This window comes from Sulfuricella sp. (genome assembly GCA_041651995.1).
Taxonomy (GTDB): domain Bacteria; phylum Pseudomonadota; class Gammaproteobacteria; order Burkholderiales; family Sulfuricellaceae; genus Sulfurimicrobium.
Genome location: JBAZID010000020.1, coordinates 1 through 17414 on the forward strand (window position 1 = coordinate 1; position 17414 = coordinate 17414).

The following is a 17414-nucleotide window of genomic DNA, read 5'->3' on the forward strand; positions in this document are numbered from 1 at the left end:
CCATCCACCGCCCCCTTCGGGGGTTCCCTGCGCTGCTCGTCAAGCCGGGCGGCTGCGCAACTCGCGCTACGCGCTCAGACAGTGCTCGCCGACTGCCCCCGGCTTGCCTGTGCTGCTCGGCGGTGGACCGAGGGGAGTTTGTCGCGGCACGACCGTCTGGTCTTCGGCCAAGTTGAAGTGAACAGCCTTTTTGTCGGCGCCGAGCGTGGAAACACCACCCAACTTCCCCTCTGCGCCGCTTCGGGTTGACAGGAGAATTGGGGGATGTCGGCTGCGCCCTGTTTGAGCTCCGCGGCAGGGCACGTCTTGTGTGCCCTGCTAGGGCGAGTTGCGCAGACGCCCAATTCGCCTGACAAACCGAAGGAACCCGCAGGGCGGCGCAGCGGGGGGCCCTTTTCTTTGGTTTCTTTCTTTTGGGCAAGCAAAAGAAAGAAACCCGCTGCCGGGCGGCCCCGGCAATCAAACATCCGCGAAGCACATTCCAAGTACTGAAGTGGAATTTACCCCGCACCATCTCCCGCATCCTCCAGCACCTGCAAAAACTCATCCCCGTACCTTGCCAGCTTGGCCTGCCCCACGCCGCTGATCTGGCCCATCTCGGTGAGGCTGGCGGGGCGGCGGTTGAGGATTTCCAGGAGGGTGCTGTCGTGGAAGATGACATAGGGCGGCACGCCCTGCTCGCGCGCCAGCTCGGTGCGCCTGGCCTTGAGAGCGAGCCACAGCGGGTCTTCGTTGGCGCCGGCGAAGGCTTCGCGGGCGCGGGCGCCGCGTTCGGCCTTGCTGGCGCGGCTCTTTTTGACCGGCTCGGCATCGCGCCGCAGCCACACTTCGCGCTCGCCGCGCAGCACCGGGCGGGCGTCTTCGGTGAGTTTCAGGCCGCCGTAGGCTTCCATGTCGGCTTCCAGCAGCCCGCCCGCAACCAGCTGGCGGAACACGCTGCTCCACTGCGCCTGGTTGAGCGACTGGCCGATGCCGAAGGTGCTGAGCTGATGATGATTGAATTGCTCGACTTTTGCGCTGGCCTTGCCCAGCAGCACGTCGATCAGGTGGACCACGCCGAAGCGCTGGCCGGTGCGGTAGACGCAGGAGAGCGCCATGCGCGCGGCCTCGGTGGCGTCCCAGTTGTCTACCGGTTCGAGGCAGTTGTCGCACTGGGCGCAATCGCCCGGATGCTCCTCGCCGAAGTAGCGCAGGAGGGTCTGGTGGCGGCAGGCGGTGGATTCGCAGAAGCCCAGCAGGGCGTCGAGTTTCTGCCGCTCCACTCGCTTGCGCTCCTCTGGCGCGTCGCCGGAATCGAGCATCTGGCGCATCGACACCACGTCGCCCAGGCCGTAGGCCATCCATGCGTTGGCGGGCAGGCCGTCGCGCCCGGCGCGGCCGGTTTCCTGGTAGTAGCCCTCCATGCTCTTGGGCAGGTCGAGGTGGGCGACGAAGCGCACGTTGGGCTTGTCGATGCCCATGCCGAAGGCCACCGTGGCCACCATGATCACCCCCTCCTCGCGCAGGAATCTTCTTTGGTTCGCGTTACGCGTGGCGGCGTCGAGCCCGGCGTGGTAGGGCAGCGCGTCCCAGCCTTTTTCCTTGAGCCAGGCGGCGGTTTCCTCGACTTTCTTGCGCGACAGGCAGTAGACGATGCCGGCGTCGTTGGCATGCTCGGCTTCGAGGAAGGCCTGCAACTGCTGGCGCGCATTGTTCTTGTGTGTCACGCGGTAGCGGATGTTGGGGCGGTCGAAGCTGGAAACGAACTGGCGCGCGGCTTCGAGGTTCAGGCGTTCCACGATCTCGCGCCGGGTGGGCGCGTCCGCCGTGGCGGTGAGCGCGATGCGCGGCACCGCGGGGAAGCGCTCGTGCAATACCGTCAGGGCGCGGTACTCGGGGCGGAAATCGTGGCCCCACTGCGACACGCAATGCGCCTCGTCGATGGCGAACAGCGCCAGTCCCGGCCCATCCTGCACCTGTTCCAGGGTATTGAGGAAATTCGCCAGCAGCAGCCGTTCCGGCGCCACGTAGAGCATGTCCAGTTCGCCACGCACCAGCGCGATGAACACCTCGCGCGCCGCTTCGGCAGACAGGCTGGAATTGTAGAAGGCGGCTTTGACGCCGAGCTGGCGCAGGGCGTCGACCTGGTCCTGCATCAGGGCGATCAGCGGCGACACAACGATGCCGACGCCGCGCCGCAACAGGGAAGGAATCTGGTAACACAGCGACTTGCCGCCGCCGGTGGGCATCAGCACCAGGGCGTCGCCGCCGCCCGCGACATGCTCGACGATGGCCTGCTGCTCGCCGCGGAAGGTATCGTAGCCAAAAACGTCGTGGAGGATTTGCTGGGTGGAGTGTGCAGGCATGGGCGCTATTGTACCGCGGGGAAAAATACCCGCTCCACTTTATCCGGGCTCATGGCAAGCGAGCTTGCCCCCCCTCTCCCCATTCGCCCCCTCTCCCCAACCCCTCCCCCGCGTGGGGGGAGGGGCTTCAGCTCCCCTCACCTTGCGCGGACGATGGTGGCAGCCGGAGGGGCTTCAACTCCCCTCGCCCCTTGCGGGAGAGGGGCCGGGGGAGAGGGGAAAATGGGAGAGAGGGGGTATTACCCCTGCTCCCCGACCGCCCGCCAGACGCGCGCGCCAATCGTAACGCTGGCAAGCACTACCGCTCCCGCCGCAATCCCTGCCACGGCATCCAGCAGCAGCGGGACTGCGGCTTCCAGTACCCCGCCAATACCGGGGATGCCACTGACACTGTGTGCCACTGAATGAACCAGTTCGTGCCCGCCGGGCATGCCGTGAACCAGGATGCCGCCGCCCACCAGGAACATGGCGGCGGTGCCGACGATGGCGAGCCCTTTCATCAGGTAAGGGGCCAGGCGCAGAATGGCGGCGCCGATGCCGCGCCGGATGCCGGGCTTCTGGCTGAGATAGAGGCCGGCGTCGTCGAGCTTGACGATCCCGGCCACCAGGCCGTAAACGCCGACCGTCATGATGACCGCGATCCCCGCCAGCACCGACAATTGCAGCGCAAATGAAGCGTTTGCCACCGTCCCCAGCGTGATGGTGATGATTTCGGCGGAGAGAATGAAGTCGGTGCGGATGGCGCCCTCGATTTTTTCCTTCTCGAAGGCGACCATGTCCACGGCGGGATTGCTCAAGGCCCCCACCAGGCCCTCGTGATGTGCGGCGTCTTCCGGCTTGCCGTGCATCAGCTTGTGCGCCAGCTTTTCGAAGCCCTCGTAGCACAGGAATGCCCCACCCAACATCAGCAGCGGCGTCACTGCCCAGGGTACGAAGGCGCTGATGGCCAGCGCGGCTGGCACCAGGATCAGCTTGTTTCTGAAAGATCCTTTGGCCACTGCCCACACCACCGGCAATTCACGGTCGGCCTGGACGCCGGCCACCTGCTGGGCGTTCAACGCCAGGTCATCGCCCAGCACCCCGGCGGTTTTCTGGCCCGCGACCTTGGTCATGAGCGCCACGTCGTCGAGGATGGCGGCGATGTCGTCGAGCAGGGCTAAAAGGCTGGCTCCGGCCATGGGTTTCCTTCCTGTTTATCCTATAAAAAGCAGTTAACCACGGAGTTCACGGAGAACACGGAGTAAAAACAATAGATAGCATGATATTTGCCATTCACCCCTTGGGGGAGACCATAAATTTCCGCAAACTGCCTTTGCGAGTTGGGCGACAAGTCGCCCATCCCTGCCTACCCCGCTTCTCCGTGTTCTCCGTGCCCTCCGTGGTTACCGAACTGAGGTTTTTAGGTTTATGGTTTCAGTCGAGCAGGGCCACGGATTTGACCTGGGCATAAAGAGACATGCCCGGTTCGAGGCCGAGCAGGGCGCCGGATTTTTTCGTAATACCGGCCAGCAGCGGGGTTCCGGCGGCATCCAGGCGCACCAGCAGCTTGGCTGGGGAATCTTCGGCGATGGCCGTCACCGTGACCGGAAAAATGTTCAGGATGCTGGTGCCGCTGTGGCGTTCCAGGCTCAGGCTCACGTCGCGCGCATGCACGCGCAGGCGCTTGGGCTGGCCGGGCGGGCAGGCGACGCGCGGCACGGCAAAGCGCCCGCCGGGAAAGTCCAGCCAGCTCAGGTGATAGGGCTCGTCGTGGCCGCCCACCACGGTATCCACCACCACCCCGGCCTGTTCGCCGTGGCTCAGGGACAAGTCCAGGCGCGCCAGCATTTCGTGCAGCTCGCCGCTGGCGACCACCCTGCCCTGTTCCAGCAGCACCAGGTGGTCGGCCAGGCGCGCCACTTCGTCGGGCGAATGGCTGACGTAGAGCACCGGGATAGCCAGCTCCCGATGCAGGCGTTCCAGATAGGGCAGGATCTCGCTCTTGCTGGCCTGATCCAGCGCCGCCAGCGGCTCGTCCATCAGCAGCAGGCGCGGCGCGGCCAGCAGGGCGCGGCCCATGGCCACGCGCTGGCGCTCGCCGCCCGACAGGCGCGCCGGTTTTCTGTCCAGCAGCGGGCCGATGCCCAGCAGCTCGACCACCTGCTCGAAATCCTGGCGCCGCTCCTGCGGCGGCACACGTTTCCAGCCATATTCCAGGTTGCCGCGCACGCCCAGATGCGGAAACAGGGCGGCATCCTGAAAAACATAGCCCACCGCGCGCCGGTGAGGCGGCAGGAACAGGCCGCGCGCGCTGTCCTGCCAGCATTCGCCGTTGACCGTGAGCTGCCCGGCCGCTTTCGCCTCCAGCCCCGCCACGCAGCGCAGCAGCGAGGTCTTGCCCGAACCGGAAGGCCCGATCAGGCCGGTGATGCCCCTGGCCGGCGCCGCGAATTCGGCCTCCAGGCCGAAACTGCCCAGCGGCAGGGAAAATCGGGCTTCAATGCCGCTCACCCTGCCCTCCCCTGGCCATTGGGCCGGAAAGCATACAGAGCGAGCAGCACCAGGAAGGAAAACAGCAGCAGCCCGCCGGCCAGCCAGTGCGCCTGGCCGTATTCCATGGCTTCCACATGGTCGTAGATCGCCACCGACAGCACCCGGCTCACGCCGGGGATGTTGCCGCCTATCATCAGCACCACGCCGAATTCACCCACGGTATGGGCAAAACCGAGAATCGCGGCAGTCAGAAAACCGGGTTTCGCCAGCGGCAGCACCACGCTGAAGAAGCGGTCGAGCGGCCCGGCGCGCAGGGTGGCCGCGGCTTCCAGCGGCCGCTCGCCGATCGCCTCGAAGGCATTCTGTAGCGGCTGCACCACGAAAGGCAGGGAATACACCACCGAGCCCAGCACCAGGCCGGGGAAAGTGAACGGCAGCGTCCCCCAGCCCAGCATGAGCGTGAACTGCCCGAGCGGCCCCTCGGGGCCGAGCGCGACCAGCAGGTAGAAACCGATCACCGTCGGCGGCAGCACCAGCGGCAGCGCCACCACCGCCGCCAGCGGCCCCTTGAGCCAGGAAGTGGTGCGCGCCAGCCACCAGGCCAGCGGCGTGCCGATCAGCAGCAGCACCAGGGTGGTGACGGAAGCCAGCTTGAGCGTGAGCCAGATCGGGGCGGGATCGAAAAGGGGCATGGATCAGGGCAGCTCGTAACCGAAGGACTGGATAATGGCGGCGGCCTTCGGGCTCCCGAGATAAGCCATGAACTGCCCGGCGGCGGCCTTGCCCCGGCCTTTGGCCAGCAGCACCGCATCCTGGCGGATCGGCGTGTAAAGCGCCTGCGGCACCAGCCACAACGAACCGCGGATTTCACCGCTCTCGTTCCTGACCTGCGACAGCGCGACAAAGCCCAGCTCGGCGTTGCCGCTGGCGACGAATTGGTAGGCCTGGGCAATGCTTTCGCCCTGCACCAGCCTGGGCTGGAGCGTCTGTCGCAAGCCCTGCCGCTCCATCAGTTCGCGCGCGGCAGCGCCATAAGGCGCCGTTTTGGGATTGGCGACGGCCAGGCGGGTAAAGCCGCCGCCGCGCAACACCTCGCCCTTGTCATCGACATAGCCCGGCCGGGGCGACCACAGCACCAGCTTGCCGATGGCGTAAGTCGTGCGCGAACCGGCTACGGCATGGCCTTCCTTTTCCAGCCTTAGAGGAATCTCGTCATCGGCGGAAAGAAAAACCTCGAACGGCGCACCGCTGGCAATCTGGGCGTAGAACTTGCCGCTCGATCCCGACGAGAGCAGCAACTGATGCCCCGTATCGCGCTGGAAAGCGGCGGCAATGCGCGCCATGGGCTGGCTGAAATTGGAGGCCACCGCCACCTGCACGGTATCGGCAGCGGCGGAGAAGGCAAGCAGCCAGGCCAGGGCGAAAAGACTAAATTTCAGGAGTTTCAAGATGGATACTTCAGGAAGATCAAACCGCGCCGAAACAAAAAATGTTTATACAATGAAACGATCATAACTCAAATTTATCAGACATCCGCAGCGGCAGATTTTGTGCAATGCCAGGGTCGAACGTAAAGGAACCCCTGAACAAGTCAAACATTGATCGCGGCGAACGTCGGGCCGCGCGCCAATACGCGCTTCACAGCACGACCTGCGTCCCCAGCTCGACCACCCGGTTAGGCGGAATCTTGAAGTAGCTGGCCGCGCTGCCAGCGTTGCGGAACAGGGAAATAAATAGCTTCTCACGCCACAGCGGCATTTCCGATCCGAGTTTCGGAATCAGGGTCTCGCGTCCAAGGAAAAATGAGGTTGCCATGGCATCAAAGGAAATGCCGAATGACGCGCAACGCTCCAGTGCATTGGGGATATCGGGCTCGTCCTTGAAGCCGTAGTGGACAACGATGCGATAAAAGCCGTTGGCAAGAGACTCGGCCTCGATCTGTTCGGTTGGCGGGACATGAGGCACACCCTCCATGCGCACGGTCACCACCGCCACGCGCTGGTGCAGCACCATGTTGTGCTTGAGGTTGTGCAGCAGGGCGTGAGGCACTGCGTCGGGGTTGCCGGAGAGGAACACCGCCGTGCCCGGCACGCGCGTCACCGACTCGGAATCCAGCCCCTGGATGAAAAGATCGAGCGCGATGGCCTCGCTCGCCATGCGCTTATGCAGCAATTCGCGGCCACGCTTCCAGGTGCTCATCAGCATGAACACGCAAAGGCCGAATACCAGCGGGAACCAGCCGCCGTCTTCGATCTTGATGGCGTTGGCGGCAAAGAAGACGAGATCGATGGCGAGGAAAAACGCGATCAGCAGCGTGCTCTTGAGCCATCCCCAACCCCAGATGCGGCGCACCACGATGAAGGCCAGGCTAGTGGTAACCACCATGGTTCCGGTCACGGCGATGCCGTAAGCCGCCGCCAGGCTGGTGGAACTGCGGAAACCCAGCACCAGCGCGACCACCGCCGCAAACAGCGCCCAATTGATGGCGGGCATGTAGATCTGGCCGATCCGCTGCTCGGAGGTGTGCTGTACCTCCATGCGCGGCGCATAACCAAGCTGGATCGCCTCGCGCGTAATGGAGAAGGCGCCGGAAATCACCGCCTGAGAGGCGATCACCGTGGCCGCCGTGGCGAGACCCACCAGGGGATACAGCGCCCACTCAGGCGCCAGAAGATAGAAAGGATTGCGGATCGCAGCCGGATCATGGATCAGCAGCGCGCCCTGGCCGAAGTAGTTGAGCAGCAATGCCGGCAAGACCAGGGCAAACCAGGCAAGCTGGACCGGCTTGCGCCCGAAATGCCCCATGTCGGCATACAGCGCCTCACCCCCGGTCACCACCAAAAAAACCCCACCCAGGGCGAGGAAGCCCAGTTTGAAATCCGCCGCGAAAAACCCCAGCGCATAGACCGGACTCAAGGCCTTGAGCACGCTTGGGTCATGCATAATGTTGACCATGCCGAGCAGAGCCAGGACACCGAACCAGACGCACACCACCGGCCCGAACAGACTGCCAATGCTGGCCGTGCCCTTGCGCTGAAAGAAGAACAGCCCGGCCAGCACCCCGAGAGTGATCGGGATGACATAGGGCTTGAGCGCCGGGGTTGCCACTTCCAGCCCCTCTACCGCAGACAGCACCGAAATCGCTGGCGTGATCACGCCATCGCCGTAAAAAAGCGCCGCTCCGGCGATACCCGCCAGCATGATCGCCGCAGGCCCGTGACGCCCCTCCGCCTTGCGCAGGGCCAGTGCCATCAGCGCCATGATGCCGCCCTCGCCCTTGTTGTCGGCGCGCATGACGAAGACCACATATTTGATCGAAACCACGATCACCAGCGACCACACCACCAGGGAAAGAATGCCGAGAATGTTGCCGGGCGTAATCGGCACCGCATGCACGCCGGCGAAGACTTCCTTGAGTGCGTACAACGGGCTCGTGCCGATGTCGCCGTACACCACGCCCAGCGCGGCCAGGGCGAGGGGCGCAAGACGTTTGGATTCGTGTGGATTGTTCATGATTGCTCCGTTGTTTATATCTGGAACCGGTAACCCACCCCGGTTTCGGTCAGGATATGGCGCGGCTGCGCCGGGTCCGCTTCCAGCTTCTGGCGTAGGTGGCCGACATAGATGCGCAGGTAATGGTTGCTCTCGACATAGGATGGACCCCACACCTCGCGCAGCAGGTGGCGATGGGTCAGGACCTTGCCGGTGTTGGCGATGAGCAGGGCGAGCAGGCGATATTCGATTTGCGTCAGGCGCACCGCTTCGCCATGGCGCGTCACCGTGCGCCGGACAAGGTCGACCTCGATACCGTCGAAGCAAATCGCCGGGCCGGCCTCGCCGCCCATGCCCTGGCGCCGCAGCAGGGCGCGCACCCGCGCCAGCATCTCGCCGACGCCGAAGGGCTTGGTCAGGTAATCATCCGCCCCGGCGTCGAGGGCGAGGATCTTGTCATTCTCGGTGGAGCGCGCCGACAGGATCAGCACCGGCACCGCCGACCAGACGCGCAGTTCGCGGATGAATTCGACGCCATCGAAGTCGGGCAGGCCGAGATCAAGAATAAGCAGATCGGGCTTGCGCGTACCGGCCTCGACCAGGCCCTGCTTGCCGTTTTCCGCCTCGAACACGCGGCAGCCTTCGTTTTCCAGGGCGGCACGCACGAAGCGGCGGATCTGCTTCTCGTCCTCGACGACGACAACGGCGGGAGAAAGCTCATTCATGCGACGCTCTCCTCCTCGATCACGGGCGGCACGCCGCTGGGCAGGATAAAGCTGATACAGGCGCCGCCCTGCGGCCGGTTCGCGGCGCGGATAGCTCCGCCGTGGGCCTCGACGATGGTGCGGCAGATCGCCAGGCCGAGGCCCACGCCGGGCGTGGCCGATTCGGGCATGCCGCGCGCGAACATCTCGAACAGCGCGTCGTATTTTTCCGGGGGAAAGCCCGGGCCGTGATCACACACCGAGACTTCGGCCCCACCCTCCACCATGCGCGCCGAAATTTCGATCGGCGTGCCGCCAGGCGCGTACTTGGCGGCATTTTCCAGCAGGTTGCAGAACACCCGTTCCATCAACACTGAGTCGAACTCGACCAAGGGCATATCCGGGGGCAGCACGACCGTGACCGGGTGCTGCGCCAGGCTGTGCCGCAGCAACTGGATGCTGGCGCCGATCACCTCCTCGATCAGTTGCCATTCCTTGCGCAAAGTCACGCGGCCGGCATGGAGACGTGCCATGTCGAGCAGATTACCGACCAGACCGGAAAGTCGCAGCGCCTGTTCCCGGATCGCCTCGGCCGACTCCAGGGCATCGGCAGGCAGCGGTGTGCGGCTCATAACCAGCCCATCGGCCAGCCCCACCAGGGCGGTGAGCGGAGTGCGCAGATCGTGTGAGAGAGCCGACAGGATAGAGCTGCGCAGACGCTCGGAAACGATCTGGACTTGGGTGGCATGGGCCGCCTCGGCATAATGCAGGCGCTCCACGGCAATAGCGACGAGCGACGAAACTGTCGCCAGCAACGGTTTCTGCTCACGTACCGCTTCGGGGTTGCGCTCGCCCGGGGCAAACACAACCACACCGCGCACCTTCATCGCCGCCTTGAGGGGAAAGTAGCCCGCTCCATAGCCGTAGCCGGAAAGCGTGTAATCCTCAACAGGCTCCCCCCGGTCAAAGGCGATCTTGGCGAACTGCCGTTCAATCCTGAGTCCGGCAGCTGGAGACGCCGCCGGATTGAGATTTTCTTCCGCGTCGGGCAGGAGCAAAACCGTGTCGAGACCGAAGTTCACGTCCAGAAAGCCATGCACGCTATCGGAAACCTGGCCAACGGTCAGCGCTCCGGCGAGGTCGCGTGCCATTTCGTACAGTGCCCGGGTTTGCTGCTCCCTGAGCGAGGCGGCGCTGACCTCACGCCGCAAGCCCGCGGCAAGCTGGCCGGTTATCAGGGCGACAGTGAGCATGACAGCAAAAGTCACCAGATACTGGGCATCGTGCACGGTAAAGGAAAGCTGTGGCGGAACGAAGAAAAAGTCAAACAGCGCCACGCTGAGAAATGACGCCAGCACTGCCGGCCCGCGTCCGAAGCGCGCCGCCACCAGCAATACAGTGAGCAGGAACAGCATGACGATGTTGGAAAGTTCGAGGTACCCAAGCAGCGGCGTGGCCAACAAAGTCGTCAATATGCAAACAGCCAGCGCCCATCCATAACCGTGCTGCACGGAAGGAGCACCCGCAGTAGAAAATATATTCATCCTTGCCGTGCCTTGTAAATCTGACATGAAAACGATTCTCCCCTTCTGGAAATAAAAAATGCATAAAAATCCATTCATCCCATATTCGAATAGATTTTGTACAATACCTGATCGGGAAAAACTCCCCCTCATCGACCCCCCCTCCCGGCACACCCTGGAAAGGAAACCCACATGCACACCACGATCATGACTGAACAGGAACTCGACCAGCTGGAAGAACTGCTGGACTCGGACATTTTCAAGGACGAGGCCATGTCGCTCGATGCGCTGCAAGGCTTTCTGTGCGCGGTGGCCAGCGGACCGGAGCTGGTTCCGCCCAGCGTGTGGATGCACGAAGCGCTGGGCGAGTCGCCCGCCTACAAATCGCTGGAGCAGGCGCAGCAGGTTGCCAATCTGGTCATGCAGTTCTACAACAGCATTGCCACCGCCCTGAGCAACGGCGACGATTTCGACCTAATTCTCTATGCCTTTGAAGAAAATCATGAACAACTGGACTATGTACCGTGGTGCGACGCCTATGTTTACGGCACGCAGATCGGGGAAAGCAACTGGTTCGATGCGGCGGGCGAATTCGCCGAGGACCTGAGCGAAAAGATGGAAGTCTTCTTCCTGCTCAGCGGCCTGCTCAAGGAAGATGCCGAGAAGCACAACGAACCCTGGCTCTCCGCGAAAGAGGAAAAAAAGGCCATGACCCAAGCTCAGGAAGCCTTCCCCTCGACCATCGGCGAAATCCACCAGTTCTGGGTGGCGCGACGCAGCACGCCCGAGACGATCCGCCGCGAAGCCCCCAAGGTCGGCCGCAACGACCCCTGCCCCTGCGGCAGCGGGAAAAAATTCAAGCAGTGCTGCGGGAAGGAACCGACGGTGCATTGAGGCCATAAAGAAGCATTTGAACCACGGAGTTCACGGAGAACACGGAGAAAGAACGACAAGGGAGGGGAGTGCCATAAAATTTTCAAAATCGCTTTTCTCCGTGCCCTCCGTGTTCTTCGTGGTTAACTGAATTTCCCGCAGTAAAATTTTTTGTAGCGCCCAACAGGACACACCATGCACACAGAAAGCTTCATCGCGGGCAAGGATGCCTCGCTCGAATCCTCCATCAACACCATGCAGGCGCGGCTTCAAGGGCTGGGCTTTCACGTCGAGGAACGCTCCTGGCTCAACCCGGTGGATGGCGTGTGGTCGGTGCATGTGCGCGACCGCGACTGCCCGCTGCTGTTCACCAACGGCAAGGGGGCATCGAAGCTGGCGGCGCTGGCAAGCGCGCTGGGCGAGTTTTTCGAGCGCCTGTCGTGCAACTACTTCTGGACGCACTATTATCTCGGCGCCGAAATCGCCCAGCGCGGCTTCGTGCACTACCCGCAGGAGCAGTGGTTCCAGCCCGGCGAAGAGGGTGCATGGCCGGAGCAGTTGCTGACGCCGGAGCTGCGCCAGTTCTACGATCCAGAAGACAGTATCGATGCGGAATCCCTGGTCGAGCACAACTCCGGCAACGTCGGGCGCGGCATCTGCGCCCTGCCCTACGAGCGCCAGCGCGACCAGGCGAATATCTGGTTCCCGGTCAACATCATCGGCAATCTCTACGTCAGCAACGGCATGTCGGCCGGCAATACTCCGGCGGAGGCTCGCACCCAGGCGCTGTCGGAGATTTTCGAGCGCCACGTCAAGTTCCGCATCATCAGCGAGGGCCTGTGCCTGCCGGATGTGCCGGAGGAGGTCATCGCCCGCTATCCGCGCATCGAGGCCGGCATCCGCGCCCTGCGTGCGGCCGGTTTCGGCATCCTGGTCAAGGACGCCTCGCTCGGCGGCGAATTCCCGGTGATGAACGTGACCCTGCTGCACCCCGGGGACCAGGGCTGCTTCTCCAGCTTCGGCGCCCACCCGCGCTTCGAGATCGCGCTTGAACGCGCGCTCACCGAGCTCCTGCAGGGCCGCGCGCTGGACGCGCTGGGCGGCTTCCCCGAGCCGGGCTTCGACCTGGATGAAATCGCCAGCTCACCCAACATCGAAATCCACTTCGTCGATTCGAGCGGCATCATCAGCTGGAACTTCCTCGGCGAGGAGCCGGATTTCGAATTCTGCGACTGGAATTTCAGCTCCACCACCGCCGGGGACTACGCCTGGCTGGTCGAGCGCATCCACGCCATGGGCCACGACATCTACATCGCCGACTTCACCCACCTCGGCGTCTATGCCTGCCGCATCATCGTGCCGGGCATGTCGGAAATCTACCCGGTGGACGATCTGGAATGGGAGAACAACAGCGTCGGCAACCACATCCGCGAAGCTATCCTGCACCTGCCGGAGCTGGAAGAAGAGGAATGCGCCGACCTGCTGGAGACACTGAACGAGCTCGGCCTGGCCGACCAGCGCCCGGTCGCCGCCCTGATCGGCCTGGCAGCCGACGCCGGCTCCTTCTGGAGCGACCTGCGCGTGGGCGAGCTGAAGACCCTGCTGGCACTGGCCAGCGGCGACGAGGATGCGATCAGGGAAGGCTGCGACTGGGTGCGCCACTTCGAGCAGCTCGATCCCAAGCGCCGCCGTGTTTACGCCTGCATCGAAACCCTGCTCAAGCTCGACGACCCCGCGCCCTATCGCCAGGCGCTGCAACAGCTCTACGGCAGCGCGGCGCTGCAACAGGCGGAAGCCCTGCTAGGGCGGGAAGAACGCTTCTTCGGCGTGCAGGCGCCAGGCATGATGCTGGCCGGTTGCGACATGCACCAGCGCTTGCTGGCGGCCTATGACAAGCTGCATGCACGCGCGGGGTAAATTACGAATGCACTTCGAGATTGCTTCGCTACGCTCGCAATGACAGGTCTAGGAGCCTGTCGGACTTGAAGAATCGAAGCGAAAATTCGGCTGGGTGAGGACAGATTTTGCCGGTTTTGCAGGTCAATAGTCGTTCTATTGACCAAAAAAGTGGCGAAATATGGACCGCCCAGGCGGATTTGCAGCCGATTTCCTTTAAGTCCGACAGGCTCCTAACTCATTTCCTCGGAACCTGCACGCCTTGAATGAACTCTTCAGCCAGTGCGCCCAGCCCCGCATCAAGGAGAGTTCCACGATGCAAGAAACCGATGGAGAATCCCACTTCCTGATGCCTGGGGTGGCGGCAATAAAGTGAATAGACTTGCAGTTTCAGGCTCTCCTGGCCAAAAGATGATGTTTTGGCTTTGGTGTCTACGGTCACCCCTTTGAATCTTACGCAGGGATAGCCGCGCTGCCCGGTGTATTCGTAGCCGGACTCAAGTGATTTGAAGCGCTCGGCTGGCGTGTCGTTCTCGACGCCGCGTTTGATCAGGGCGACAAACTCATCAGGATTTTTCGTCTCCGGCAGCGCAAACAGGGAAACCTGGGCGACATAATTTTCGTTGGTATATGCACCGCGATGGGCAAAAGCCATTCCGGCCTCGGAGGAACTCACTATCTCCCAGCCTTCGGCGTTTGGGGCACGCACGTTGAGCAACCCGCCTGGAAACAATTGTCTGGGAACGACAATATCGGCACTCGCAATTGAGGCCAGGAAACAGAAAAATGTGATTACCAGAGCGGTGGGTATGCGTTTCATGTGAGAGCCTGTAGGTTTAACCCAGATTATCCGTTAGAGATTTGACATAAAGGAAATCAACAGTTTGTAGGTCGGGCTTCAGCCCGAGATTTCGGGCTGAAGCCCGACCTACAATTTAATAAATTATTTGGGTTTAATTCACTGGTCTGCGCGGGTTTTTGCGCGCCTTCAGGACAAATCCCGCTTCTTGAAGGTGTTGCACTGCTTTGGATCGCCGCTCTCCATGCCGCGTTTGAACCACTGCACGCGCTGCTGCGAGGAGCCATGGGTGAAGGTTTCCGGCACGGCGTAGCCCTGGGTCTGCTTCTGCAGGCGATCGTCGCCGATTGCCGAAGCAGCCGTCAGGGCCTGCTCGATTTCGCCGGGTTCGAGCATGTTTCTCATACTGTCCGCCCGGTTGCCCCACACGCCGGCAAAGCAGTCTGCCTGCAATTCCAGCCGTACCGACAGGGCGTTTACCTGCGCCTTGCTGCCCGCCCGCTGCTGGGCAGCGCGCACCTTGTCCGCGATGCCTAGCAGATGCTGCACATGGTGGCCGACCTCGTGGGCGATGACGTAAGCCTCGGCAAATTCGCCGGGGGCATGGAAGCGTTCCTTGAGGTCGCGGTAGAAAGCGAGGTCGATATAGACCTTGCGGTCCAGCGGGCAGTAAAACGGGCCCATGGCCGCATCGCCGGTACCGCAGGCGGTGGGTGTTGAAGCGGTGAACAGCACCAGTTTTGGTTCCTGGTATTCCTTGCCCATCGCCCTGAATTCGGCATGCCAGGTGACCTCGGTATCGGCCAGGATTTTCGACACGAATTGCGCCATTGCATCGTCCGCCGGAGGGCGAGGGGCTGGCGCGGATGGCCCGGTCTGAAGCGGGGATTGCGAGACAAAACCCAGCAATGTTGAAGGGTCGATTCCGAGAAAGTAGCTCGCGACCATTACCAGCACGATGGTGCCGATACCGAGCCGCCCTCCTCCAATCCCGCCACGCCCTCCGCGGCGGTCTTCCACATTGTCACTTTCGCGATTGTTACCCAGACGCATGCTTGTTCCTCATCGGCTTCAGGAGATTGTTTTACCGGCTTACCGGAACGGGATGGGGAAAGGGGTCAGGTAAGGGGATGGGTAGCGCGTTGGATTACGGGCCGGGTAACGCAGCGGGTAGCGGAAATCCCAGAACGGATCGTAAATCAGCACCGGCGGGCTGGCAGGCAGCGCAAGGGGCCAGAGATGCAGCGCTTCGATTTTAACCATGGGAAAGCGATATTCATGCTCGCCGACCTTTCCCGTCACGATGGGCGCCAGCTCGCCGACCACGGTGAGTTTCCTAGCGACAGCGTAGACAGAAGGCTCGTAATACCCCTTGGCGCAAGCCATGAAGCGGCCAAAAGTCTCATCGGTTAGCAGCGGCTCTCCTTCCCTGTCCAGTGGCCGGCTGGAAATCTCGAAACAGGTTTGTACCGGGCCGGGTGTGGTTTGAATAATCAAGCCCCCCCAGCGCACCCTTGTCCCGGCTTGCGCGCTTCTCTGTGCCTCATCCGGATTCAGCGGCGCAACAACGCCTTCCGTTCTGGGCAAAGGCGTGATGGCGCAACCGGCAAGGAATATGGCCGCCAGGAGGCAGGAAAGAGTTAATCTGTTTTTCATCGATGTGCTTCCTTAATTTGACGGCGTGGCACGGCGAATGGTCGGGCGTTCAAGCGTTCCGCCCAGTATGTAGTTGCCGCGAACCACCTTTTTCCTGGTCTCCACCTTGAGCTTTAGCGCGCCGGACATCGCCCCCCTGGTGGAAACTTCGGCCCGCCCCTCGACTTGCAAATCCGGCCCGGTCATGCGCACCGCCTTGTATGCCTGCTTGTCGCCCAGCGGTTCAAGCTTGAATGTCCAGCTATCGAAATCCGTGTGCGCGCTATAAATCGCTTCGACATCGTAGTGGATGGCCGCAGGCAGGTCGAACCCGGCCACCCTGCCCGTCCGCAGCGATGCGGAACCGGTCAGTAACGCAGGCCTGAAAAGGTTTTCCGGAATTTCCGCCTTTTGTGCGAAGGAAAGCGCCGCATCAAGCTTGCCGGAGACAGCGAGTTTGTCGGATGCCGTGGAAGACGGCACGATGTTCGCCCCCACGATACGCACGTCCCCCGCTACCGACCAGCCCTGATCCCAGGACAGAACCATCGATCCGCTCACTTTCCCGCCGTGGCTGCTGCCGTCAAGTTCAGCAAAGCGGATTTGCCTGCCATTCACCGTTCCCGCAGCCTGCAGCGAATCAATCCGGACAGGAAGGAAAGTCAGGGGGATAACATCGCGCGCGCTGACAGTCACGGCAAGGCCATCGGATGCAGGCGCAAAATCCGCTCTCAGCGCACCATCCTCGCTCCCCACCCATGCCTTTTCAATCCGCCCCGAGTTCGAAAACCCGAATTCGCCCCTGAATGAGGGCACGGTGCCCTCGCTGGTCTCGATGTTCGCCCGCTGGAACGTGATCTGTCCGATCTGGTAGGCGGGCTGCTGCTGCACGCTCTTTGCGGGCCAGCTGGCAATGTTCTCCAGCACACCCGCGGCCAGATCGATCTTTTCCAGCTCGATGCGCTCGACCCGGCGGCCATCGCCAAACAGGGTTCCCCATCCCGCATGGATGCGGGCATCCGCAATACGAATGCCGCCCTGGGAGCCGATTTCAATCTGCCTGAGCTTGAGATAGGGCGAAGGGAAAAGGGCGATATGCAGGGATTGCATCTTCACCGGCTCGCCCAGCCTGGCGCTAATAAGCGTTTCAAGACGTTTCTGGGTGGAAGAAAGCGCGACGAAATGAACCGCCGTCAAGCCGACGGCCAGCAGCGCCAGAACGCCCGCCGCTCCCCATTTGAGCATGCGCAACGCCTTGGCGGCCCGCTCTCCGGGCTCGGCCTCCTCAGGCACATGGATTTCCCTTTCTTCCTTAACCTGTAAAGGCTCAGGAGCCAGCATGAGGGCTTCATGCTCCGCTTCCGCCCGCTCTGCCTCTTCCCTGGCCTTGCGCTCGGCTTCTACTTTTGCCTTGCGTTCGGCTTCTTCCCGCTCCTTGCGCGCCGCTTCTTCCCGGGCCAGACGTGCTTCCTCTTCCCGGGCTTGACGTTCCGCCTCTTCCCTGGCGGCACGCTCGGCTTCTTTTTTCGCGAGTCGTTCCTCTTCTTCACGAACCTTGCGCTCGGCCTCTTCCTTGGCCTTGCGCTCGGCCTCTTCGCGAGCCGCGCGTTCAGCTTCTTCCCGTGCCTTGCGCTCAGCTTCTTCCCGGGCCAAGCGTGCTTCCTCTTCCCGTGCC

Annotated in this window: 14 protein-coding genes; 2 read left to right on the forward strand and 12 right to left on the reverse strand. The window is 62.6% G+C overall.

Annotated elements, in window-relative coordinates:
- Nucleotides 1-500: 500 nt before the first annotated feature.
- From recQ to WC392_14870, 8 genes are all read right to left on the reverse strand, one after another.
- Nucleotides 501-2345, reverse strand: a complete 1845-nt coding sequence (gene recQ / locus WC392_14835; protein ID MFA5243641.1) for a DNA helicase RecQ — start codon at nucleotides 2343-2345, stop codon at nucleotides 501-503.
- Between the two features lie 239 nt (nucleotides 2346-2584).
- Nucleotides 2585-3523 carry a DUF808 domain-containing protein gene (locus tag WC392_14840; protein MFA5243642.1) on the reverse strand — a complete coding sequence of 313 codons (939 nt, stop codon included), beginning with the start codon at nucleotides 3521-3523 and terminating at the stop codon, nucleotides 2585-2587.
- 235 nt (nucleotides 3524-3758) lie between these two features.
- The gene (gene modC, locus WC392_14845) at nucleotides 3759-4835 is read right to left on the reverse strand and encodes a molybdenum ABC transporter ATP-binding protein (protein MFA5243643.1); all 1077 of its coding nucleotides are present in this window, start codon (nucleotides 4833-4835) and stop codon (nucleotides 3759-3761) included.
- Nucleotides 4832-5509, reverse strand: a complete 678-nt coding sequence (gene modB / locus WC392_14850; GenBank protein MFA5243644.1) for a molybdate ABC transporter permease subunit — start codon at nucleotides 5507-5509, stop codon at nucleotides 4832-4834. The genes modC and modB overlap by 4 nt, the downstream gene beginning before the upstream one ends.
- A gap of 3 nt (nucleotides 5510-5512) precedes the next feature.
- A complete protein-coding gene (gene modA / locus WC392_14855) occupies nucleotides 5513-6265 on the reverse strand; it encodes a molybdate ABC transporter substrate-binding protein (protein ID MFA5243645.1) in 753 nt (250 codons plus the stop codon).
- 190 nt (nucleotides 6266-6455) lie between these two features.
- On the reverse strand, nucleotides 6456-8330 hold the full coding sequence (locus tag WC392_14860; GenBank protein ID MFA5243646.1) for a potassium transporter Kup: 1875 nt from the start codon (nucleotides 8328-8330) through the stop codon (nucleotides 6456-6458).
- A 14-nt stretch (nucleotides 8331-8344) separates the two neighbouring features.
- Nucleotides 8345-9034 (reverse strand): two-component system response regulator KdpE, encoded by a 690-nt coding sequence (gene kdpE / locus WC392_14865; protein MFA5243647.1) that lies wholly within the window; start codon nucleotides 9032-9034, stop codon nucleotides 8345-8347.
- Nucleotides 9031-10584 carry a DUF4118 domain-containing protein gene (locus tag WC392_14870; GenBank protein MFA5243648.1) on the reverse strand — a complete coding sequence of 518 codons (1554 nt, stop codon included), beginning with the start codon at nucleotides 10582-10584 and terminating at the stop codon, nucleotides 9031-9033. Before WC392_14870 ends, kdpE begins: the two co-directional genes overlap by 4 nt.
- Nucleotides 10585-10728: 144 nt before the next feature.
- Between WC392_14870 and WC392_14875 the strand changes: the two genes are divergently transcribed.
- Together WC392_14875 and ycaO are read left to right on the forward strand one after the other, a co-directional pair.
- Complete coding sequence (locus tag WC392_14875; protein MFA5243649.1) at nucleotides 10729-11430, forward strand: UPF0149 family protein; 702 nt, start codon at nucleotides 10729-10731, stop codon at nucleotides 11428-11430.
- A gap of 174 nt (nucleotides 11431-11604) precedes the next feature.
- A complete protein-coding gene (gene ycaO / locus WC392_14880) occupies nucleotides 11605-13326 on the forward strand; it encodes a 30S ribosomal protein S12 methylthiotransferase accessory factor YcaO (GenBank protein ID MFA5243650.1) in 1722 nt (573 codons plus the stop codon).
- Between the two features lie 217 nt (nucleotides 13327-13543).
- Here ycaO and WC392_14885 read toward each other — a convergent pair whose 3' ends face one another.
- The 4 genes from WC392_14885 to WC392_14900 form a co-directional block, all read right to left on the reverse strand.
- Nucleotides 13544-14125 (reverse strand): hypothetical protein, encoded by a 582-nt coding sequence (locus WC392_14885; GenBank protein ID MFA5243651.1) that lies wholly within the window; start codon nucleotides 14123-14125, stop codon nucleotides 13544-13546.
- A 168-nt stretch (nucleotides 14126-14293) separates the two neighbouring features.
- A complete protein-coding gene (locus WC392_14890) occupies nucleotides 14294-15157 on the reverse strand; it encodes a neutral zinc metallopeptidase (protein ID MFA5243652.1) in 864 nt (287 codons plus the stop codon).
- Between the two features lie 39 nt (nucleotides 15158-15196).
- Entirely contained in the window at nucleotides 15197-15760 is a 564-nt protein-coding gene (locus WC392_14895; GenBank protein ID MFA5243653.1) for a Slp family lipoprotein, read from the reverse strand.
- Between the two features lie 12 nt (nucleotides 15761-15772).
- Nucleotides 15773-17414, reverse strand: a 1642-nt coding sequence (locus WC392_14900) for a hypothetical protein (GenBank protein MFA5243654.1), incomplete at its 5' end; no start/stop codon positions are given.